A 21,054-nucleotide genomic window follows, 5' to 3' on the forward strand; every position below is an offset into this window, starting at 1 on the left:
GCTATCGCCGAGCAGCTTGCGGCCAGTGGGCACTAAGTTGTTGGCATCGCTCGACGGGTGATTGTTAGTGCACCAGCCCGTCGCCGAGAGCTATTCCTACATCGGACCATCGCTTCGGCGCACCCTCTTCAAAGGTGAAGTGCATTGGTGCGCCGGGGTTGCCCATCAGAGAAGAGCTTAACGATAGATGAAACTACCCTTGTTCTCAGCCCAAGCATCAAAGTGTTGGCGCAGAGTGGTGAGCGCTACTGCTTCATTCGGGAAGTCAGCTGGGTTGATGGCCTCACATCGATCCCTTGCCGTATCCAGGCCGATAAAAATCTCGAAGACGTCCTTGCTGAAAATATTGTGCACCTGAGACACGTGATCACCTACGGTATGGCTGCGCCCAATGCTCATCATGCTTTTAGCCATACTGGCAAAGCCTTCATCGCTGCTGATGGCCTCTAGCAACCATGTGCGAGGTTCCTCGACGGACCCTGCATAATTTTTCCACCGATAAAGCAGGGATTCGAGGTCGGGCTCCGCGAGCAAAACGCTTTTGCCCGCAGCGCGACTTCTGATTAGTTGTAGCCACATATCTTTCATCGCCTCGACAGTCGCTAGGCTCAGGGTGGGATCAAAATCAGCTGTTTCTTGGTGGTCGGTTGGATCACTGAGATGGATTAGCATTGCTGCTACAGAAAGCGCTTCGGTCTTCTGAAGGGCGTCAACAGCTAAACCACCTCGCTGGTCCTCTGGAAGGCGCTTCAAGAACCAAGATACTGCATGCCATCCGCTTACCCAAGGCGAGCTGAATGACTCACCTTCGAAGCGCACGAGCTTCTGCGCGATGGTGAACAGTCCCGGCAGCAGTATTGCGGCGTTTTCAGTCGGCAGAAGGCCAACCGAATCATCAAGCCTCGCAATGAGCGAAGGCAGCAGGTTCTCTGCTTCTATCTCGGCGATCAAAGCGGCAAGGTTTTCCTCCATCGCTGTGGCATCAATAAACTCAATGAAGCGTCGTTCCGAAATCTCACCGAGCGCGGTTTGAAGCTCGAAATACCGGGGGAAAAAGCGTGGGGTGCACACCTGTTTGCCATCCAACCATTGCTGGCGAAAACCATCGCTGTAATGCGTGCCGCCCATGGCCCATTGGATGGTGGGGAAAAGCAGCTTAATGGTGTCTTGGGCCAGTTTGCGTCGATCTTCTGGGACGATCTCAATAAGCTTTTGGACGGCATCCTTCACGATGGCATCGCGACCATCCCCACGGTAGCGATGCTCTTGTAGAAGCATTGATTTCTCTTGGAACAGAGCTTCGTGTAGATCTGGTTCGAAAACACGCAGCGTTTCCAGCACAAGGAAGTCCACAATATTCACTTCGAGCAAATCATCTGACGCATGCAAGGGTAGATGCACCGCGATGGACGACAGCAGTCGATGAGCATCTCGCATGTTCCGCACGTGTGGTTGGATGCAGCTTAGCAAGGCATTTCCCCAGCGGACCTTGGCGAAGCCGTTTTGCTCGGTAGCGAATCGGATTGCCAACTCCGTTAGCTGCTCCGCAAAGATCTGATGCACCATTTGCGTTGGCACAGCGGGGAGATCGAAATGGGCCTGTACAATTTTTTCGAGGAAAGCGCGCCCATTGTTGTCTGCGACCGGGTCAAGGGCTCGTTCCACGATGCTGGGCTGGAAGAGCAACACAAAGACAATGTTGGGCAAGTTTGCATTAGCCTTGACCTGGCGCAGCAGGACCCGTATCTGATCAGGTTCGAGTCGATCAATATCGTCGACGAAGACAATGAGCGGGCGCTTCAATTCACGCAGGCGCGCTTCGAGAGCTTTACGGATTTTGTCCAGCGGTTCGCCGCTACGGTCGCGACCAAGGTGCTTCAACAAACGGCCCAGCAACGAGGTAGCGATCGACAACCCTGCTAGAACATAAGCCACCGTGGCTGCGGCGGGAAGGTTGAAGCCGATGGATGAGGCTACAGAAATTACCGACGCGTTTGTCAGCACTGAAGAGATTTTCTGGCTGTCCCCACCTGCCTTTTTGAGCGGGGCGCTGGAGCCAGATAAAATTGCACCGTAGCGCCTCAACGCTTCTGCACGAGCCTTTGCTTCTTGGGAATGATCGCCGCCCAATCGGTCGGCTATCTGACCAAATAGCGCCCGAGTGATGGCGTTGCCGTCGCCCCATTGCCAAGGGTTGAAATCAAGCCAATCTGCGCCGTCGCTTCTGGCTTGCAGTTGCTCGATAACGAGGTGTTTGAGTGAGGACTTTCCGAAGCCCCAGCCTCCTCGGATAGCAAACACGCGGCCTTCACGAAGACTTAGTTCGGACAGCACGCCGGCGATGCGGTTTGCATAGCCCCCCCTTCGAAGCCGGTCCTCAGCCTTCGTCCGGATTGGTGCCTCCGTTCCGATCTCCATAGGTTGATGATTGAGGAATTTATCCCTGGTTTGCGCCTGCTGGCCTGGTAGCCACTGCTTCACCAAGCTCCAAAACCCACTCATAATTTGCTTCTCCATTGCAGGAAGTCGAGCTTCTCTTTGTAGTGAAGGTTCGGCTTCGGGCCGCAGCCAGCCCTTACACATACTCCACTATGCCTAACCGTGTGTACTCTTCCCTCAAGGCTTCGACACATAGCTTCCAACCGTGAAGTCCGCAAAATGATCAAGGCATACTACCGCCTGCGATGTTTGCTCGGATAAAACCCAGGGTTGTCGCGAATCTTCTAGGCGACAAACTCGGTGGCATCATTGTTGGCGTTCGGATAGCTGCTGACCAGCCCTAAACAACTGGAAGCAGATGACCTTGAGATTGACGAGCCCGCTTGAGAGGGCTTGTCAGCGCTGTGTCAAACTATATTGTGCAAAGCGGAGCGCTTTATTCGATGAGGTATCTGCTTGTGTCAAACTATGATTCGACCACGGCGATAGGTCCCAGGGCTGTCGGGCGCGAATTACAAGGGGCTCTGTGTCAAACTATATTGTTAGCCCCCAGGGTGATGATTACCCTCGCTCCCAAGCGATGCGCAGCAGTTCTCAACGGGTGTGCATTCGACTGATCAATCACGCAGCGATGAAGGAGGCACAAAGCCTCCTTCATTGATGGACAATCGCGCCTTGAAGGGGTCGCCGTCATGTCTTCTCTGGTTGGGGAACACGCTGCAGCACGTCCTCATAGGCACGCAGATCGAGGAACGCCGTTACCTCGATCGCACGTGCGTTATCCATCCGTAATATCCAGGCATAGCGATTGATATAGGGCTTACCGTCGCCCGCGACGGCCTCGCCTGTCCACTGGACGATGACGTATCCGCCATCGGCCCAGACGTGCCTCGACACCGGCCGAATGGGCGTTTTGAGCCGCACGGTGAGGGGGCGAACCGCTCTCTCCATCAAATCATCGCGCCCGTGATAAGTACCTGCGTAGGGCCCTGACCCTTCAACGGTCCAGACGACGTTCGGTGCCACAACCTCGTTGAAGAAGTCAGAGCCACCCGCCGCCCACCGATCGAATGCGGCAGCGACAACGGCTTTGTTGTCGGCGACCACTGCAGGCTGGCTTGGCTCGACAATCGCCGAGGCAGACGTTGCACAGCAGGCAAGCGACGCGCAGAGAACGAGGCTGAAAATGTGACGGGTTGAACGCAGGCTGGTCACGATATGTTCTCCCTTGGCGTTTCTTGTCCCACGCGTTTCTGCACCGTGGCGCCGCCGAATATCAATTGCTGGACCATCGGTCTGGCGACAAACCGACCCGGAAAGACAGGTTCAGGCGCGCTTGCTCGATCCAAGCGTTCGAGATGCGACTGATCCAACTCGATACTGAGTGCTTTCAGGTTGTCTTCGGCTTGGGCCAATGTTCGCGCCCCGACGATGGGCGCCACCACCATCGGGTTGCGCAAGGTCCACGCCAGCGCGACCTGGGAGGCTGTGGCGCCTATTTCCCGGGCGATATCGACCACCACGCTGGCGATGAGCAGCGAGCGCTCGTTCATGTGTCCCGTGGCACTGATCACGCCCTTGCGGTCTGTCGCTACGCCGGCCTCTTGGTTATCGCTCAGGTCTTCACGTCCATACTTGCCGGTCAGAATACCGCCGCCCAGCGGTGACCACGGCATCACGCCGAGCCCCATTTCCCGCGCCATGGGCAGTAACTCATGTTCCACGGTGCGCTCCACCAGGCTGTATTCGATTTGTAGCGCGACCAAGGGCGACCAGCCGCGCAGCTCTGAGAGCGCTTGCAACTGCACGACCTTCCATGCAGGCGTGTTGCAGATGCCCAGATACAGCACCTTGCCGCTGCGAACCAGATCATCCAAGCCGCGCATGACTTCTTCCGCGCTCGTGGTGAAGTCCCAAGCGTGCAGGTACAGCAGGTCAATACGGTCGGTGTCCAGTTGTCGGAGGCTGGTTTCGACCGAACGCATCATGTTGAGGCGATGATTGCCGCCTGAGTTGGGGTCACCGGGATCACGGGCCATCGTGTACTTGGTTGAAACAACCAAGCGCTCGCGGCGACCCTTCATCAACTGGCCAAGCATGCGCTCGGACGCGCCATTGGTGTAGTTGACCGCGGTGTCTATGAAGTTGCCGCCCGCTGCGACGTAGGCGTCGAAAATTTGCCGGGCTCCGGCTTCGTCCGTTCCCCACCCCCAGTCGGAGCCGAAGGTCATCGTCCCCAAGGCGAGTGGGGAAACGCGAATGCCGGAGCGGCCAAGCAGGCGGTACTGATCGAGTGCTGCAGAATTAGACATTGGAACTCCTTACCGAACACTGTCGATGGCGGTAGGGAGACTGTGCGTCGAGAGGGCGGCTTGCGGGTAAAGGGATCGTCTTGCATTCTTGCATCATCCTCCGAGGTACTGGGAGTTCCACGCCAGAACGTTTGGGACACGCCATGAATCAGCGGCACACCCTGATCGACATCATCCGTCGTCATGCACCTTCCAATGGTTTCCACTCAACGCCCCTACCAGGCGTGACATTGGTGCGTTCAGATACGCCCACCGTGCCCATGCCCGTGGTGTATCAGCCAACCCTCTGCTACATCGTTCAAGGACGTAAGAAGGTCTCGATTGGCGCCACGACCTACGTGTACGACGCGGCCAATTACCTTGTCGCCTCAGTCGATATGCCGGTGATGGGCTCGATTATCGAAGCGAGCGAGGCAGAACCCTATCTGTGCCTGGTGCTTGACTTGGACAGGGCGGTGCTCAGCGAGCTTGCCCTGCGCCATCCAGCCGCTCGCCACGAATCATCGACCTCGACGCCAAGTGGTATCGAACTCAACGGCAGCACCCCTGAGCTTTTGGACGCCGTCAGCAGGCTGGCTCGCTTGCTCGACACGCCTCAAGACGCTGCAGAACTGGCGCCGCTGGTGATACGTGAAGTGCTCTATCGCCTGCTCACCCGACCTGGCAATCAGATGCTGCTGCAGATGGCCACGGCCGACAGTCGTCTTCGTCAGATCGCCAAAGCGATCACCTGGCTTCGTGCCCACTATCAGGAGCCGGTGCGCATCGATGATGTGGCGGGCGTCGCAGGCATGAGCCGCTCCACCTTTCATGTCCACTTCAAGGCGGTAACGTCAATGAGTCCGCTGGAATTCCGTTGTCTGCTCAGGCTGCAGGAGGCCCGGCGCTTGATGGTGGCCGAGGCGCTGGACGCGGCAGGTGCCGGTTACCGGGTCGGCTACGAGAGCCCGTCTCAATTCAGCCGTGACTACGCACGCATCTTTGGCCTTCCGCCTGCCCGAGATGCTGTGCGATTGCGCAGCGCGTCTTTGTAGCATAGCCAGACGCCATACCTGAGTTTCGTGACCAGGCGCCTCAGTTAAAAGCGCGAGCGTTCAGGCTGCGCCGCGCACGTATAACGGGACATGAGTGAAACTAAAGCCCCTCTGAATTCAATTCATTGGCCCCACCTTGAGACCCCCTCTAATATGCTGATCAATTCAGGGCCGTGCGAAGCTGATCGCTGATCGGCCAGTAGTGCTGGATGCACGATGATCTATTAGCGCTTGGGGAGTTGAGCCAAGATGAATAACGAATTTGCATTTTCGATTAATACGCTTCGTTTCGACGAACACTATCAACCGTCGCAGACTACCCGCATCACCACCAACTTCGCCAACTTGGCCAGGGGGGAGAGCCGCCAGGAAAACCTGCGTAATACATTGAAGATGATCGACAATCGTTTCAATGCGCTGGCTCATTGGGACAACCCTAAAGGCGATCGTTACACCGTCGAGCTCGAGATCGTTTCCGTGGAAATGGCGGTCGATGACGCGCAGGCTGCGGCGGCACTGCCTTTGATCGAGCTGTTGAAGACCACCGTGGTGGATCGAAAAACCAACGAACGCCACGATGGCATGGTCGGAAACAATTTCTCGTCCTATGTCCGGGACTACGACTTCAGCGTCGTATTGCCAGGACACAATAATAATCAGCCTCGCTTCACTATTCCGGCAGATTTCGGCGTGCTGCATGGACAATTATTCAAAGCTTTCGTCAGTTCGCCTATTTATAAAGAGCACTTCAAGAAGGCGCCCGTCATCTGCCTGAGTGTGTCCAGCAGCCGAACGTACCAGCGCACGGAAAATCATCATCCTGTACTGGGTGTCGAGTACCTTCAAGATGAGTACTCGCTGACCGATGACTATTTCGCCAAGATGGGCCTGAAGGTTCGCTATTTCATGCCGCCCAATAGTGTCGCGCCGTTGGCATTCTATTTTTCCGGTGATCTGCTCGGTGATTACACGGCACTCGAATTGATCAGCACCATCAGCACCATGGACACGTTCCAGAAGATCTACCGGCCTGAAATCTACAACGCCAACTCTGCGGCGGGAAAAGCCTATCAGCCGAGTTTGCAGCACCAGGACTATTCACTGACGCGGATCGTCTACGACCGAGAAGAGCGCAGCCGCTTGGCGGTGGAGCAGGGGCATTTCGTTGAAAAGCACTTCATCAAGCCCTACCGCGCCGTGCTCGAGCGGTGGTCTGCTCGCTACGCACGTTGATCAATCTCAAGGACAAGGTTTTTACCATGAACAAGCTGTTGCCTACTTCGACTGCTGGCAGTCTGCCCAAGCCGTCTTGGCTCGCACAACCCGAGACACTGTGGTCGCCCTGGAAACTGGAGGGCGAGGCGCTGACCGAGGGCAAGCAGGACGCCTTGCGTGTGGCATTGCACGAGCAACAACGCGCCGGCATCGACATCGTCAGCGACGGCGAGCAGACGCGCCAGCACTTCGTCACGACCTTCATCGAGCACCTCAGTGGCGTCGATTTCGAAAAGCGTGAGACGGTGAGGATTCGCGATCGCTATGACGCCAGCGTGCCGACCGTGGTGGGCGCCGTGGCCCGGCAAAAGCCGGTGTTCGTCGAAGACGCCAAGTTCTTGCGTCAGCAAACCCGGCAACCGATCAAATGGGCGCTGCCGGGTCCGATGACGATGATCGACACGCTCTACGACGCGCACTACAAAAGCCGCGAAAAACTGGCTTGGGAATTCGCCAAGATCCTCAACGAGGAGGCCCGAGAACTCGAAGCGGCCGGTGTGGATATCATTCAGTTCGACGAGCCCGCCTTCAATGTCTTCTTCGACGAGGTGAACGAATGGGGCGTCGCCACGTTGGAACGTGCCATCGAAGGCCTCAAGTGCGAAACGGCCGTGCACATCTGCTATGGCTACGGCATCAAGGCCAACACGGATTGGAAAAAGACCCTGGGCTCGGAATGGCGGCAGTATGAAGAGGCCTTCCCCAAGCTGCAGAAGTCCAGCATCGATATCGTCTCGCTGGAGTGCCACAACTCACACGTGCCGATGGAGCTGATCGAGCTCATCCGTGGCAAGAAGGTCATGGTCGGTGCCATCGACGTCGCCAATCATGCGATCGAAACGCCCGAAGCGGTGGCCGATACCCTGCGCAAGGCACTGCAGTTCGTGGATGCTGACAAGCTCTACCCGTGCACCAACTGCGGCATGGCGCCTTTGCCACGGCGCGTGGCCAGCGGCAAGCTGCAGGCGTTGACGGCCGGTGCTGAAATCGTTCGCCAAGAGCTCATGAACGTGCGCTGAGCTCACCTGGAAGGGGCCGCATCACGGCCCCTTTCTCGGTTATTCGCGGACCATCCCGCGCACCTCTTCGCCCCGCCGCCTGCGCACCAGGAAGTACGCCGCCACGATCACCACCAAGGTGACCAGCACCAGCCACGACTGCAAGCGCGTGGCCGGCTCCAGTGCCTGGGTCGTCAGCACCGCGACCAGCGCCAGGAAGGCCACGGCGTTGCTCACCGGAAAGCCCCAGGCCCTGAAGTACGACGCATCCACCACCTCGTGGCGGGTCTGCCAGCGCATTGCCAAGTGGGCGAAGATGATGAAGATCCAGACGAAGATGATGAATGCGCCGGTGCTCCTGGCCAGGGTCAGGAAAAGGTCGCCGCCGCTGAGGAAATGCACCGTCAGGATGCTCACGCACACGCTGAAGGCCAGTGCCAGGGCATTGATCGGCACGCCCTTGGCGTTGGTCCGCGCGAACAGTGCCGGGGCGTGGCCGCGCTGGCTGAGGGAGAACAGCATGCGCGAGTTGGAGAACATGAACGAGTTCATCACCGACATGAACGAGACGAACAGCACCAGCTTCATCGCCACCGCCGCGCCTTTGAAGCCGGCGAGGGTGAACAGGGCCACGTAGGGCGAGGCGAGGTTGGCCTTGTCGACCCAGGGCAGGCACAGCACCAGAATCGACACCGAACCGACATAGAACAGCATCACCCGCACGATCACGCTCTTGATCGCACGGATCACGTTACGCCGAGGGTTCTCCGACTCGCCTGCGGCCACGGCGGCGATTTCGCTGCCGCCCAAGGAAAAGATCGCCACGAGCACCCCGGCCATCACCGGCGACAGGCCATTGGGCATGAAGCCGCCGTGCTCGGTGAGATTGACCAGGCCCGGAGCCGGGATGTTTTCCTGCCAGCCCAGCAGAATCGAGGCGCCGAGCAGCATGAAAATGAGAATGGTGATGACCTTCAGCGCGGCCAGCCAGTACTCCACTTCAGCGAATGAGCGTACCGAGTAGGCGTTGCTGGCGATGAGTGTCACCAGCATGATGAAGGCACCGACCCAGATCGGCAGCCAGGGCATGAAGTCGTTGAGGATTGCGCCCAGCAGGACCGCCTCCAAGGTGATGGTGACCATCGACTTGAGCCAGTACAGCCAGCCGACCGTGAAGCCTGCCCAGTCGCCCAAGTAGGTATTGGCATAGGTGGAGAAAGAGCCGGCATCGGGATTGCGTGAGGCCATTTCGCCGAGCATGAACATCACCAGGGTGACGATGAGGCCACCGATGACGTAGGAGAGGATCGCGGCCGGGCCTGCCAAGGCGATCAGGCTGCCAGAGCCGACGAACAGGCCCGCGCCGATGACGCCGCCCAGCGCGATCATGGTGATGTGCCGCTGCTTGAGGCTTTGCTTCAATCCGCTGTCTTGCATGTCCAGGTGTCTCTTATTATTGGAAGGAACGGGCACTGGTACAGCGCGCAAGGCGCTGCGGTCCGCCTGCACAGGGCGGGGCCATCGAGCGGGGCCTGGGTCTGGCGCTGCGCCTGCCAAGGACTTCCCGATCTGTAACCTTGGGCAAAACGACGCCAGGGCTCAAACGAATTCTGCGCACAACATCCTGCGGTTTTTTCCTGAGGCCCGATGCGAGGGGCTCAAACTGACGGCGTAAAAGGTATACAAAGTGCCAGTATCCCGCTCGTCGGCGCGCAGCTTCCTAAGAAATTTCCTTCAATTCCTACGGCGCAGATCAATGTGTCGTTCCCTATGAGTGACGTAAGGTCCTGTGCTTTTCAAAACAAGGACGACGCTCATGCAAGCGATGGAACGGATACTCGACATACAACCCATCACCCAGGCCGACATCACCCTGCAGCTCAACGGTCAGCCGGTTCAGGCAGCAGCCGGTGAAACCGTGCTCAGCGTGCTCAACGCGGTGGGGCTGCGCCCAGTGGCGCTCAATGACCATGGTCAGCGCAGCGGCGCCTTCTGCGGCATGGGGGTGTGCCATTGCTGTCTGGTCGCCATTGATGGCCGCGCCAAGCGTCGCGCGTGTCAGACCGTGGTGCGCGAAGGCATGCGCGTCGAGACCGAGGTCAATGCCATTGCCGCGCAGGTGCAACCATGAGCCTGCGTCCGGTGATCGTCGGCGGCGGTTCGGCGGGGATGGCGGCGGCCATCGAACTGGCCGAGCAGGGTGTGGATTGTCTGCTGTTCGATGAAGCCTCGCGCCCCGGTGGGGTGGTCTATCGCGGTCCGCTGCGGGCCGGTGTCGACCTGGGTTATCTCGGGGCGCGCTATGGCAAGGCCCTGCAGCGACTGCACGAGCAATTCGCGGCCAACGCCCGGCACATCGACGTGCGCTTGAACAGCCGCGTGGTCGGTGGCGACAGCGAGCGGCTAATGGTGCTCGACGCCGACGAGCAACTGCATGAAATCGACTACGCCCAGTTGCTGCTGGCGGCCGGTTGTCACGAGCGCAATGTGCCGTTCCCTGGCTGGACCCTGCCCGGGGTCATGCTGCTCGGCGGGTTGCAGTTGCAGATCAAGAGCAACGTGGTCAAACCCTTGGGCAGCACCTTGATCGCCGGCACCGGACCGCTGCTACCGCTGGTGGCCTGTCAGTTGCACGCCGCTGGGGCCAAGGTCGCCGGCGTCTACGAGGCCTGTGCCTTCAATCGCATTGCCAAGGAAAGTCTGGCGCTGATGAACAAGCCCCAGTTGTTCCTCGACGGCCTGAGCATGCTGGCCTACATGAAACTCAACGGTATCCCCATGCATTACGGCTGGGGTGTGGTTGGCGCTCGCGGTGACGCTGAACTGAGCGAGGTCAGCGTGGCGCCCTATGGCCAGGACTGGAAACCTGACCTGAGCCGTGTGCAGCGCGAGTCGGTACAGACCCTCGCCGTGGGCTACGGCTTCATCCCGCGCACCCAACTCAGCCAGCAACTGGGGCTGGCGCACGGCTTCAGCGAAGACGGCTATCTGCGCGCCGAGTGCAACGTCTGGCAGCAGAGCAGCGAGGCGCACATCCACCTGGCGGGTGACATGGGCGGTATTCGTGGCGGAGAAGCCGCGATGCTGACCGGGCGTATTGCAGCGGTCTCGATCCTGCAGCAACGCGGTGTGCTGGATGCCGCACAGGCCATCGAGCGGCGTGAGCGCTACCTGGGCAAGCTGGCGGCGATCAAGCGCTTCCGCTATGGCGTCGAGCGCTACACCCGTAGGGGCGCGGCGCAGATCGAGCTGGCTGCACCGGATACGGTGATCTGCCGCTGCGAGCACGTCACCCGCAGCGACATCGACCTGGCGCTGGAGCAGGGCGTGCAGGACATGGCCAGCCTGAAGATGCGCACCCGGGTGAGCATGGGCGACTGCCAGGGCCGTATGTGCGTGGGTTATTGCAGCGATCGCCTGCGCGCCGACACCGGGCGCGCCGACGTGGGGTGGTTGCGGCCACGCTTCCCGGTGGACCCGATTCCGTTTTCCGCATTCCTGCACCTGGGCACGGAGGCCTGAACATGAACAAGACCTATGACATCGTGATTGCCGGTGGCGGCGTGATCGGCGCCTCCTGCGCCTACCAGTTGTCCAAGCGCAAGGGCCTGAAGATCGCCCTGATCGACAGCAAGCGCCCCGGTAATGCGACCCGCGCCTCGGCGGGCGGGCTGTGGGCCATCGGCGAATCCGTGGGCCTGGGCTGCGGGGTGATCTTCTTTCGCATGATGTCCTCGCGCAACAAGCGCGAGGCCCACGGCGCGGCGGTGGCGGTGGATTCGAGCACGCCTCACATCCTGCCGCAGTGCTTTTTCGACCTGGCGCTGCAATCGAACGCGCTGTATCCACAGCTGCACCAGGAGTTGATCGAGCGCCACGGCATGGACTTCAAGTTCGAACGCACGGGCCTTAAGTACATCATTCAGGACGATGAAGACCAGTTGTACGCCGAGCACATCGTGTCGCACATTCCGCACCTGGCCGATCAAGTCCGCTGGCTGGATCGCGCGGCCCTGCGCGAGCGTGAGCCGGCGGTGAGTCACGCGGCCAGTGGGGCGCTGGAGTTCCTCTGCGATCACCAGGTCAGCCCGTTCCGGTTGGGTGATGCGTTCCTGGAGGCGGCCCGGCAGAACGGTGTCGACCTGTACCTGAACACCAATGTCACCGGCGTGCTGCATGAGCAGGCGCGGATCAAGGGCGTGCGCACGGCTGAGGCCGGCGTCTTCCATTGCCATACCCTGCTCAATGCAGCGGGCTCCTGGGCCGGAGAACTGAGCGAGTGGGCCACCGGCACCTCGATTCCGGTGAAACCGGTGAAAGGCCAGATCGTCCTGACCGAACGCCTGCCCAAGCTGCTAGATGGTTGCCTGACCACCAGCGACTGCTACATGGCGCAGAAAGACAACGGTGAGGTGTTGATCGGCAGCACCACCGAGGACAAGGGCTTCGATGTGCGCACTACCTTCCCGGAAATCGCCGGGCTGGTGCAAGGCGCAGTGCGCTGCGTGCCGGAGCTGGCGCAGGTGAGTCTCAAGCGCACCTGGGCGGGACTGCGCCCGGGGTCGCCAGACGAGCTGCCGATTCTCGGACCCGTGGAGGATATGCCGGGCTACTTCAATGCCTGTGGACATTTCCGCACCGGCATCCTGACGTCGGCGATCACCGGGGTACTGCTGGACAAGGTCATCAACGACGAAGAAACGCCGCTGGATCTGACCCCATTCCTCGCTTCGCGCTTCGGCACGGCTGTGGATAAGAACTGGGCGGTGGTGTAGACCCGACGATTGATCCGCGATGGCGCCTGACACCTTCGCGGATCGACCCTTCCCACAGCTGCGCGAGGAAAGTTCCTACGGATGAGCTACCCTGAATCGATGGGGTTCGAATCTGTGTACGGCGTCCTAACGTGAAGGGGGTCTTTCATGCTTGCGCAACTTCCGCCAGCCTTGCAGAGCCTGCACTTGCCTCTGCGTCTTAAGCTCTGGGACGGCAATGAGTTCGATCTGGGGCCCAGTCCCCAAGTCACCATCCTGGTCAAGGAACCGCAGTTGATCGCTCAGCTCACCCATCCGAGCATGGATGAACTGGGCACTGCGTTCGTCGAGGGCAAGCTGGAGCTCGAAGGCGACATCGGCGAAGTCATCCGCGTGTGCGACGAGCTCAGCGAGGCCTTGCTCCACGACGAAACCGACGTCAACCCCGTGCGCACCGCGCACGACAAGGACACCGACGCCGAAGCCATTTCCTACCACTACGACCTGTCCAACGCGTTCTATCAGCTGTGGCTCGACCCGGACATGGTGTACTCCTGCGCCTACTTCAAGGAACCGGACAACACCCTGGCCCAGGCGCAGCAGGACAAGTTCGACCATCTGTGCCGCAAGCTGCGATTGCAGGCTGGCGACTACCTGCTGGATGTGGGGTGCGGCTGGGGCGGGCTGGCGCGCTTCGCCGCCCGTGAGTATGGGGCCAAGGTGTTCGGTATCACGCTCAGCAAGGAGCAGCTCGCCTTGGGACGTCAGCGGGTCGAAGACGAGGGGCTGGCCGACAAGATCGATCTGCAGATCCTCGACTACCGCGATCTGCCCCAGGATGGGCGCTTCGACAAGGCGGTGAGTGTCGGCATGTTCGAGCACGTGGGTCATGCCAATCTCGAGCTGTACTGTCAGCGGCTGTTCGGGGCCGTGCGCGAGGGTGGCCTGGTGATGAACCACGGCATCACGGCCAAGCATGTGGACGGCCGCCCGGTCGGACGCGGGGCAGGGGAGTTCATCGATCGCTACGTTTTCCCCCATGGCGAACTGCCCCACATTTCAATGATTACGGCGCGTATCTGCGAAGCGGGACTTGAAGTGGTGGATGTGGAGAGCCTGCGCCTGCACTACGCCAAGACCCTCAATCACTGGAGCGAGAACCTGGAGAATCAGCTGCACCGCGCGGCAGCGCTGGTGCCGGAGAAGACGCTGCGAATCTGGCGCCTGTACCTGGCCGGATGTGCTTACGCCTTCACCAAGGGCTGGATCAACCTGCATCAGATTCTCGCGGTCAAGCCCTATGCGGACGGTCACCATGACCTGCCGTGGACGCGCGAAGACCTCTATCGTTGAGCCCAAGCGGGCCGCCGCGGCGGGGCGGCCCGTCAGGTTCGCGTTACAGGATGGGTGAGATCAGTCGGGCGATGCGCATGCCCAATTGCTGTAGGCGGTGGGTATCGCGGATGTCCTCGGCGGTGACCTCCCGCGACTGCTCGAAATCACGCAGCAGCATGGCCTCCACCTGATCGGCGAATGCACGGTCGATGGTCAGCAAGGTGATCTCGAAATTCAGCCTGAACGAGCGGTTGTCCATGTTGGCGCTGCCGACGGCGCTGACGTCGTCATCCACCAGAATCACTTTCTGGTGCACGAAACCGGGTTGATAGCGGAATATCCTCACCCCGGCACGCACTGCCTCGAAGGCGAACAGGCTGGAGGCCGCGTAGACGATGCGATGGTCTGGTCGGCTGGGAATCAGGATGCGCACATCCACACCGCGCAGTACCGCCAGGCGCAGCGCAGCCACCACGGCTTCGTCGGGCACGAAGTAGGGGCTGGTGATCCAGATGCGTCGAGTGGCTGACTGAATGGCCTCGACGAAGAACAGTTGGCAGGTCTCCTGTGGGTCGGCGGGTCCGGTGGCGAGTACCTGACACAGCACGCCGTCTTCGGGATAGGCATCGGGCAGGATCAGTGGCGGCAATTCACGGGTGGCCCAGTACCAGTCCTCGGCGAACGACTCCTGCAGGCACGCCAGAACCGGTCCGCTGACCTGGACATGGGTGTCTCGCCAGGGCGACAGACGCGGGTGTGCACCCACGTACTCGTCGCCGACGTTGTGTCCACCCAGAAATCCGACCAACCCATCCACCACCACGATCTTGCGGTGATTGCGGAAGTTGACCTGGAAGCGGTTGAACCAGCCGCGCTTCGAAGAGAAGGCCTGGATCTGTACCCCACCTTCTCGCAGTACTTGGCTGTAACGCGAGGGCAGGGCATGGCTGCCCACCTGATCGAACAGCACATAGATCTTCACGCCTTCGGCAGCCTTGCGCAGCAGCAGTTGTTGCAAGCGCTGGCCGAGGGCGTCGTCGTGGATGATGAAGAACTGCACCAGCACCGTATCGCTGGCCCGTTCGATGGCGGCAAAGATCGCCTCGAAGGTGGCCGTGCCATTGATCAGCAGTTTCACCTCGTTATTGGCCAGGCACGGCATGCGGCCCAGCTTGGGCATCGCTCGCAACGCCACATAGCTCACCGACTCGCGCGCGGCCAGGGCTTCTTCGACCCAAGGCCGCCAGTTGAGGTTGGCCATCGCCACGTGCATCTCCTGGTTGGCTTGGCGACGCGCCTGGATATAGGCATAGAAGGAGCGCGCGCCAAACACCAGATAGGGGATGAGGGTCAGGTAGGGGATGAACAGCAGCGACATGGCCCAGGCGATGGCACCTTGCGCCGTGCGCACGGTGAACACCGCATGCAGTGCGGCACCGATGCCGAGCAGGTGGATCAGGCCGAGCAGGTAACCGAAGAAATAAGGGCTGTGGTAGTCCATACGCATCCTGCATTCCAAGAGCACTGTTGCTAACAGACCATGTTCATCGGTGTAGGTGCAACCCGCAGGGGTAAAACGCGTCTAAGCCTCTGTCCGGCCTGGGGCCGGTATCTCGAGGAGTACTGATCCATGAAGATTCGTCTGCCACTGATCGCCCTGGCTTTTGGCCTGGGCAGCCCGCTGCTGGCGCACGCGCAGATGCTGCAACCCGGTCTGTGGGAGCTGACCACCAGCGACATGCAGGTCGATGGCAAACAGCTACCGGACATGCAGTTCATGTTGGGCCAATTGAAGAATCTGCCACCTGAGCAGCGCGCGATGATGGAGGGCGCCCTGGCCAAGCAGGGCATCAGCGTAGGCGGCAAGGGTGTGCGTGCCTGTTTGACACCTGAGCAGGTGGCGACCAACGACATCCCTTTGCAGGACCCGCAATCGGGTTGCACGCAGAAGATCACCGACCGGCAAGGCAACGTCTGGAAGTTCCAGTTCACCTGTCCCAAGGCGCAGGGTTCAGGCCAGGCCACGTTCCTCAGTGACCGCGAGTTCACCACCAAGGTCAGCGGTACCTTCAACGCGTCCGGTGTTCAGCAGCAGGGCAGCATGAACACCCGTGCGCTCTGGCAGGGAAAAGACTGCGGCAACGTGCGTCCGCGTAGCTGAAGGTTCACCACTGCCAGCGGCTTTCAGCTACTGCATCGTGGGCGTGCAGACTTTCTGCATGTTCCACGCGCAGGTCGAAGCCGCTGCACCATGCCAATCCGCGTAGCGCGTGATGAATACGTCGCGCCGCGTCTTCGCAGAACATCAGGTTTTGCCCGTTCGCCAACGCGAAGGCTTGTTCGTCGGCGCGTTTCACCGCCGTTTGTACAGCCGTGCCCAGTGCGCTTTCTACGGCATCGATCAGCGCTTCGACCGGCAGGGTTTGTAGTGTGTCCTGCAGGCGTACTCTCACGGCTGCCTGGCTGCGCTGGCTATGCGGTGTCGCGACGATTCCCGCAGTGCTTCCCAGCCATTGCAGGACCGCTTGGATATCTGCTGGCTGATTGGCGAAGTCGTTGAGGAATTGCTGCTGAATCAGCTGTCGAGCCAGGGCCGCCGAGCAGGGGCAGGTCGAGGAGTAAGGGATTTCAACGTATTGTTCCACGTGGAACATCTCGTTTTCGATCCTTGCGTCGAGGATGACGGGGTAGCGCTTCCATCCCTCCAGTGGACTGATCAGCGCAGGACGCTTGAGCATGCAGTCGAACTTCAGACGCACATAGGCCGACGATGACAGGCCGTCATGGGTGTCGAGAAAATGGGCCAGCAATTGGCGCAAAGCCAGTGGCGTCAGTTCAGTGTGCTCCAGCGCCTCCAAGGCCAGGTACAGGCGCGACATGTGAATGCCGCGTGATTCCCCATCGTCAAGGCTCACACCTGCATCGGCCCAGGCGCTCAAGGTGCGGCCGCCCAGTTGCACCGGCAAAGCGATGCCGCGCATACCGACCCAGTCCAAGGGCTGCAGCGTCGGGCTGGTTTGTGCGGCGATGTCGGGAAGCGTCAGGCTGGTCATCGAGATATCCCATGAAAAAAGAGGCTTAGCGGCAGCCGCCGATCAAGCTGCAGTGCAGGTTGAAGCGTTGTCCGCTGGAGCTGGAAACACGGTTCAGGGTGGTCCAGCCAACGCGACGGCTGTAGCCCACCCAGGCTTCGCCGTCGCTGGCCAGACCGGTGAAGAAGGTCATCTGCCCATAACGACTGTTGGTCTGGGCCCAGAGTCGACGAGTGACGCTGTCGTAACCGCGCAGATGAAAATCGCTGCCGTCGGTGCGCACGCTGTAGTAACTGCCCTTGCTGTCTTCGCATGCCAGAAGTGTGGCGCTGCGAGTGCATACGGCCAGACCGCTGTGCGCAATCGCGGCATGCAGCGGGGTAGATACCGCGAATGTCAGTACCCATAGGGCGAGCTTCAAGCGGTTCATGATTGTCCTCAAAGGCAGCCGTTCGACAGACGCGGCTTGGCGAAATTGTATTGTTATATTATAACGTTGTGCAATGCATCGTTTCGAATGCGCACCGCCGATGAGGTTCATCATGTCCGACCGTCTTCCCGTCACCGTGCTGTCCGGCTTCCTGGGGGCCGGCAAGAGCACGCTGCTCAATCATGTCTTGCGTAATCGCGACAACCTGCGGGTCGCGGTCATCGTCAACGACATGAGCGAGATCAACATCGATGCCAGCGAGGTCCAGCGTAACGTCAGCCTCAATCGCGCCGAGGAAAAGCTCGTCGAGATGAGCAATGGTTGCATCTGTTGCACCCTGCGCGAAGACCTGCTGGAGGAAGTCGCCCGCTTGGCCGACGAAGGGCGTTTCGATTACCTGCTGATCGAGTCCACCGGCATCTCCGAGCCGTTGCCGGTGGCCGAGACCTTCACCTTCCGCGACGAGCAAGGTCGCAGCCTGTCCGATATGGCCCGGCTGGACACCATGGTCACGGTGGTCGATGGTCTGAACTTCCTGCGCGACTATCAGGCTGCCGAAAGCCTGGCCAGCCGGGGCGAAACCCTGGGCGAGGAAGACGAACGCTCGATCAGCGACTTGTTGATCGAGCAGATCGAGTTCGCCGATGTGCTGCTGCTGAGCAAGATCGACTTGATCAGTCAGGCGGACCGTGACGAGCTCACCGCGATTCTGCGCAGCCTCAATGCCCGGGCGCAGATCGTACCGATGGTCATGGGAGAGGTGCCGCTGTCGCGCATCCTCGACACCGGGCTGTTCGACTTCGACCAAGCCGCACAGGCACCGGGGTGGCTTCAGGAGTTGCGCGGAGAGCACGTGCCCGAGACCGAGGAATACGGTATTGCCGCGACCACCTGGCAAGCGCGCAAACCGTTTCATCCACAGCGCTTTTTCGACTTTATCCACAACACGTGGAGCAACGGGCGGCTGCTGCGCTCCAAAGGATTCTTCTGGCTGGCCAGCAAGTACCAAGAAGCCGGCAGTTGGTCCCAGGCCGGCGGCATGATGCGCCATGGCTTGGCCGGTCGTTGGTGGCGCTTCGTGCCACGCGAGCAATGGCCTCAGGACGAAGACAATCGCCAGGCGATCCTCAAGCAATGGACCGTGGAGACCGGTGACTGTCGCCAAGAGCTGGTCTTCATCGGACAGAACATCGACTTCGTCCGGTTATCCACAGAACTCGAGGCCTGCCTGCTGACGGATGAGGAGATGGAGCAAGGGCCGATGGCCTGGCTGCGCCTGCCCGATCCCTTCGGCCCATGGTACGAAGAGGCGGCTGCCTGATGTTGGCGCTCAAGGCTGTGGATATCTGCCAGAGGCAGGGCGAGTCTCCTCAGGTCATGACCGAGATCCTTCGCGATGACGTCAATCTCGCGGTCTGGCAGCGTCGTTTACCGGTACAGGTCGAGGACTTTGCCGAGCTGGTCACTCGTCTGGATCAGCCCATGTCCGATGAGCGGGTGATCGAGGTGAATGAACAGCAACCGCCGAGGCTGACCGGACTGCTGCGCGAAGCGGCGGATCTAGAGGGGTACGAAGGGTTCGTCGCCGATGTCACCTGGCTGGTGGAGGCCTTCACCTGCCTGCTTGGCGCCCGCCGTGTAGGGCTCAGGCTGCGAGTGCTCGACGGTGCGATGTGCCCGCGGTTTCATGTCGATCACGTGCCGCTGCGCTTGCTCACTACCTACGCGGGGATGGGCAGTGAATGGCTGGCGGAAGGGCATATCGACCGCAGCCGTTTGCAGGTGGCGCAGCCGCCTGTGGATAACATCCAGCGCTTGGCGATGGGTGAGGTGGCGCTGCTCAAGGGTGAGAAATGGGTGGGCAACGAAGGGGCGGGTTTGATTCACCGCTCGCCGGCCACGCCCAGAGGCGAGAAACGATTGTTGTTGAGTCTGGACTGGCTGGGCTGACAGGCGGGTGCGAGCCATCGGTTCGCCGCCGCGCTAGACTGTTCTTTTATTCGGTTCGACACCGCGCCATGTTGCAGCATATCCCGACCCATGTGATCTCCGGCCCGCTGGGCGCTGGCAAAACCACGTTGATCCGTCATCTGATGAGCCAGCGTCCGGCGCACGAGCGCTGGGCAGTGCTGGTCAACGAGTTCGGCCAGATTGGTCTGGATGCCGCACTGCTCAGCCGCGACGAGAGGGGCGTGGCCATCGGTGAGGTGGCGGGGGGATGTCTGTGTTGCGTCAATGGCGTGCCATTCCAGGTCGGATTGAGTCGCCTGTTGCGCAGTGCCAAGCCAGACCGGCTATTCATCGAGCCTTCTGGCTTAGGCCACCCACTGCAACTGCTGGAACAGCTCACTCAGGCTCCCTGGACAGGTGTGCTGGATGTCCGCCCTCTGGTCATGGTGATGGATGCCCAGGCGCTGGCCCGCGGCGAGTTGCTTGCACAAGCCCAGTTGCAAGCACAGCTGAAGGCGGGCGTTCTGATCTTCAATAAATCGGCATCTGTGGATGGCGCCACTCGCCTGTTGATAAGTTCTCGGTTTGCCGAGCAGCGCGGTATCTGGACCGATCAGGGCAAGCTCGATCTCAGCGATCTTCCGGCTTCATTCGCGAATCCATCGTGCCTCGCGGCGCCCAGCCCTTTGCCTGTGGAACGTTCACTGCCGGCGTTGCCAGCCCTGTGGACAGATCCTGAACGCCCCATTTGCCTTGCCCAGCAAGGTGAGGGCGGCTGGAGCGTGGGTTGGCGTTGGCACCCTACTCAGCGTTTGGATGAAGCGCTGTTGAGCGACGCGCTCCGGCGTTGGCCTTGGAAGCGGGCCAAAGGGGTTATCCACAGCGGCCAAGGATGGCGTTCGTTCAATGGATTGAACGGCGAACTGCAGGACTGGCGTTCGAGCGAGTGGCGCAAGGATTCCCGCCTCGAACTGATCTTCGACCACCCGCAGGCCCTGGAGGCGCTGCAAGCTGCCATGGCGCGCTGCCAACTGAGCGCGTGATCAGTTGCGCCAGCGGTTGTGTTCCTGGCGCCACTGCTGCATTTCGATGACGTTGTCGCCGCGCGGCGCCGTGTTGATCTCGAACGGATAAGGCGCCAGTTCGATCTGCATCGTATGGGCACCGAACTGGGTCACGCTACCAGGATGCCGTTGCTCTCCGGTGACCGTGAATTCGAAGGCATAGATACGTGCCAGGCGCTTGCGGCCCTTGGCATCACGCACGAAGCCGATGCGTTTGAGCGCCACGGCGTCGTCGAGCAGTTCCAAGTCGAGCTTGGCGCAATGCTGCTTGACCCGCTCGAGTGCCTTCTCGCGCAAGCCGTGGTTATGCCACAGCCAGGCGCCAGCCGTCGCCAACAGCATCAGGACGAACAGGTTCTCCAGGGTCAACATTTCAATAGGCTCCAGACAGGTGGGCGCAGCTTAACTGCGTCGCTGGCCTGTCGTACAGG

19 protein-coding genes are annotated in these 21,054 nt (G+C 60.4%); 11 read left to right on the top strand and 8 right to left on the bottom strand.

The features are described from left to right. Positions 1-177 precede the first annotated feature (177 nt). The 3 genes from NJ69_RS19205 to NJ69_RS19215 form a co-directional block, all read right to left on the bottom strand. A complete protein-coding gene (locus tag NJ69_RS19205; protein ID WP_209435518.1) occupies positions 178-2,517 on the bottom strand; it encodes a KAP family P-loop NTPase fold protein in 2,340 nt (779 codons plus the stop codon). A 612-nt stretch (positions 2,518-3,129) separates the two neighbouring features. Beyond that, entirely contained in the window at positions 3,130-3,654 is a 525-nt protein-coding gene (locus NJ69_RS19210) for a nuclear transport factor 2 family protein (RefSeq protein ID WP_245219482.1), read from the bottom strand. Further along, positions 3,651-4,751, bottom strand: coding sequence for an aldo/keto reductase (locus NJ69_RS19215; RefSeq protein ID WP_039582356.1), 1,101 nt, complete (start codon positions 4,749-4,751; stop codon positions 3,651-3,653). The genes NJ69_RS19210 and NJ69_RS19215 overlap by 4 nt, the downstream gene beginning before the upstream one ends. 143 nt (positions 4,752-4,894) lie before the next feature. Between NJ69_RS19215 and NJ69_RS19220 the strand changes: the two genes are divergently transcribed. The 3 genes from NJ69_RS19220 (at position 4,895) to NJ69_RS19230 (ending at position 8,079) form a co-directional block, all read left to right on the top strand. Continuing rightward, entirely contained in the window at positions 4,895-5,785 is an 891-nt protein-coding gene (locus NJ69_RS19220; RefSeq protein ID WP_039582357.1) for an AraC family transcriptional regulator, read from the top strand. 249 nt (positions 5,786-6,034) lie between these two features. After that, entirely contained in the window at positions 6,035-7,018 is a 984-nt protein-coding gene (locus NJ69_RS19225; RefSeq protein WP_039582359.1) for a DUF1852 domain-containing protein, read from the top strand. A gap of 26 nt (positions 7,019-7,044) precedes the next feature. Next, complete coding sequence (locus NJ69_RS19230; RefSeq protein ID WP_039582361.1) at positions 7,045-8,079, top strand: methionine synthase; 1,035 nt, start codon at positions 7,045-7,047, stop codon at positions 8,077-8,079. Between the two features lie 39 nt (positions 8,080-8,118). Here the strand turns inward: NJ69_RS19230 and NJ69_RS19235 are convergent, their stop codons facing one another. Then, the gene (locus tag NJ69_RS19235; RefSeq protein WP_039582363.1) at positions 8,119-9,495 is read right to left on the bottom strand and encodes an amino acid permease; all 1,377 of its coding nucleotides are present in this window, start codon (positions 9,493-9,495) and stop codon (positions 8,119-8,121) included. 379 nt (positions 9,496-9,874) lie between these two features. Between NJ69_RS19235 and hcnA the strand changes: the two genes are divergently transcribed. The 4 genes from hcnA (at position 9,875) to cfaB (ending at position 14,165) form a co-directional block, all read left to right on the top strand. Further along, entirely contained in the window at positions 9,875-10,189 is a 315-nt protein-coding gene (gene hcnA, locus NJ69_RS19240) for a cyanide-forming glycine dehydrogenase subunit HcnA (RefSeq protein ID WP_029612206.1), read from the top strand. After that, entirely contained in the window at positions 10,186-11,580 is a 1,395-nt protein-coding gene (gene hcnB / locus NJ69_RS19245; RefSeq protein ID WP_039582366.1) for a cyanide-forming glycine dehydrogenase subunit HcnB, read from the top strand. The genes hcnA and hcnB overlap by 4 nt, the downstream gene beginning before the upstream one ends. Positions 11,581-11,582: 2 nt before the next feature. Further along, a complete protein-coding gene (gene hcnC / locus NJ69_RS19250) occupies positions 11,583-12,833 on the top strand; it encodes a cyanide-forming glycine dehydrogenase subunit HcnC (RefSeq protein WP_039582368.1) in 1,251 nt (416 codons plus the stop codon). A 147-nt stretch (positions 12,834-12,980) separates the two neighbouring features. Further along, the gene (gene cfaB / locus NJ69_RS19255; RefSeq protein WP_039582370.1) at positions 12,981-14,165 is read left to right on the top strand and encodes a C17 cyclopropane fatty acid synthase CfaB; all 1,185 of its coding nucleotides are present in this window, start codon (positions 12,981-12,983) and stop codon (positions 14,163-14,165) included. A gap of 43 nt (positions 14,166-14,208) precedes the next feature. Here cfaB and cls read toward each other — a convergent pair whose 3' ends face one another. Further along, on the bottom strand, positions 14,209-15,648 hold the full coding sequence (gene cls / locus NJ69_RS19260; protein ID WP_039582372.1) for a cardiolipin synthase: 1,440 nt from the start codon (positions 15,646-15,648) through the stop codon (positions 14,209-14,211). Positions 15,649-15,777: 129 nt separating this feature from the next. Here cls and NJ69_RS19265 point away from each other — a divergent pair, with 129 nt between their 5' ends. Continuing rightward, the gene (locus NJ69_RS19265) at positions 15,778-16,308 is read left to right on the top strand and encodes a DUF3617 domain-containing protein (protein ID WP_039582374.1); all 531 of its coding nucleotides are present in this window, start codon (positions 15,778-15,780) and stop codon (positions 16,306-16,308) included. A gap of 4 nt (positions 16,309-16,312) precedes the next feature. Here the strand turns inward: NJ69_RS19265 and folE2 are convergent, their stop codons facing one another. Both folE2 and NJ69_RS19275 read right to left on the bottom strand, forming a co-directional pair. After that, a complete protein-coding gene (gene folE2 / locus NJ69_RS19270; RefSeq protein WP_039582375.1) occupies positions 16,313-17,200 on the bottom strand; it encodes a GTP cyclohydrolase FolE2 in 888 nt (295 codons plus the stop codon). Positions 17,201-17,225: 25 nt separating this feature from the next. Beyond that, positions 17,226-17,609 (bottom strand): hypothetical protein, encoded by a 384-nt coding sequence (locus tag NJ69_RS19275; protein ID WP_039582376.1) that lies wholly within the window; start codon positions 17,607-17,609, stop codon positions 17,226-17,228. Between the two features lie 112 nt (positions 17,610-17,721). Between NJ69_RS19275 and zigA the strand changes: the two genes are divergently transcribed. From zigA to NJ69_RS19290, 3 genes are all read left to right on the top strand, one after another. Further along, a complete protein-coding gene (zigA, locus tag NJ69_RS19280; protein WP_039582377.1) occupies positions 17,722-18,930 on the top strand; it encodes a zinc metallochaperone GTPase ZigA in 1,209 nt (402 codons plus the stop codon). Then, the gene (locus NJ69_RS19285; RefSeq protein WP_430736657.1) at positions 18,930-19,559 is read left to right on the top strand and encodes a DUF1826 domain-containing protein; all 630 of its coding nucleotides are present in this window, start codon (positions 18,930-18,932) and stop codon (positions 19,557-19,559) included. Before zigA ends, NJ69_RS19285 begins: the two co-directional genes overlap by 1 nt. Before the next feature lie 68 nt (positions 19,560-19,627). Then, positions 19,628-20,602, top strand: coding sequence for a CobW family GTP-binding protein (locus NJ69_RS19290; protein WP_039582380.1), 975 nt, complete (start codon positions 19,628-19,630; stop codon positions 20,600-20,602). Here NJ69_RS19290 and NJ69_RS19295 read toward each other — a convergent pair whose 3' ends face one another. Then, on the bottom strand, positions 20,603-20,995 hold the full coding sequence (locus NJ69_RS19295; RefSeq protein ID WP_029612218.1) for a DUF3301 domain-containing protein: 393 nt from the start codon (positions 20,993-20,995) through the stop codon (positions 20,603-20,605). Positions 20,996-21,054: the final 59 nt, after the last annotated feature.

Origin of the sequence: Pseudomonas parafulva (assembly GCF_000800255.1) — a bacterium.
In the GTDB taxonomy this organism is placed as follows: Bacteria; Pseudomonadota; Gammaproteobacteria; order Pseudomonadales; family Pseudomonadaceae; genus Aquipseudomonas; species Aquipseudomonas boreofloridensis.

Coding starts and splice junctions, on each gene's coding strand:
- hcnC (WP_039582368.1), top strand. CDS start 11,583: ATGAACAAGACCTATGACATCGTGATTGCCGGTGGCGGCGTGATCGGC.
- hcnA (WP_029612206.1), top strand. CDS start 9,875: ATGCAAGCGATGGAACGGATACTCGACATACAACCCATCACCCAGGCC.
- cfaB (WP_039582370.1), top strand. CDS start 12,981: ATGCTTGCGCAACTTCCGCCAGCCTTGCAGAGCCTGCACTTGCCTCTG.
- NJ69_RS19295 (WP_029612218.1), bottom strand. CDS start 20,995: ATGTTGACCCTGGAGAACCTGTTCGTCCTGATGCTGTTGGCGACGGCT.
- NJ69_RS19220 (WP_039582357.1), top strand. CDS start 4,895: ATGAATCAGCGGCACACCCTGATCGACATCATCCGTCGTCATGCACCT.
- NJ69_RS19275 (WP_039582376.1), bottom strand. CDS start 17,609: ATGAACCGCTTGAAGCTCGCCCTATGGGTACTGACATTCGCGGTATCT.
- hcnB (WP_039582366.1), top strand. CDS start 10,186: ATGAGCCTGCGTCCGGTGATCGTCGGCGGCGGTTCGGCGGGGATGGCG.
- NJ69_RS19290 (WP_039582380.1), top strand. CDS start 19,628: ATGTTGCAGCATATCCCGACCCATGTGATCTCCGGCCCGCTGGGCGCT.
- NJ69_RS19205 (WP_209435518.1), bottom strand. CDS start 2,517: ATGGAGAAGCAAATTATGAGTGGGTTTTGGAGCTTGGTGAAGCAGTGG.
- NJ69_RS19265 (WP_039582374.1), top strand. CDS start 15,778: ATGAAGATTCGTCTGCCACTGATCGCCCTGGCTTTTGGCCTGGGCAGC.
- NJ69_RS19215 (WP_039582356.1), bottom strand. CDS start 4,751: ATGTCTAATTCTGCAGCACTCGATCAGTACCGCCTGCTTGGCCGCTCC.
- zigA (WP_039582377.1), top strand. CDS start 17,722: ATGTCCGACCGTCTTCCCGTCACCGTGCTGTCCGGCTTCCTGGGGGCC.
- NJ69_RS19285 (WP_430736657.1), top strand. CDS start 18,930: ATGTTGGCGCTCAAGGCTGTGGATATCTGCCAGAGGCAGGGCGAGTCT.
- NJ69_RS19230 (WP_039582361.1), top strand. CDS start 7,045: ATGAACAAGCTGTTGCCTACTTCGACTGCTGGCAGTCTGCCCAAGCCG.
- NJ69_RS19225 (WP_039582359.1), top strand. CDS start 6,035: ATGAATAACGAATTTGCATTTTCGATTAATACGCTTCGTTTCGACGAA.
- cls (WP_039582372.1), bottom strand. CDS start 15,648: ATGGACTACCACAGCCCTTATTTCTTCGGTTACCTGCTCGGCCTGATC.
- NJ69_RS19235 (WP_039582363.1), bottom strand. CDS start 9,495: ATGCAAGACAGCGGATTGAAGCAAAGCCTCAAGCAGCGGCACATCACC.
- folE2 (WP_039582375.1), bottom strand. CDS start 17,200: ATGACCAGCCTGACGCTTCCCGACATCGCCGCACAAACCAGCCCGACG.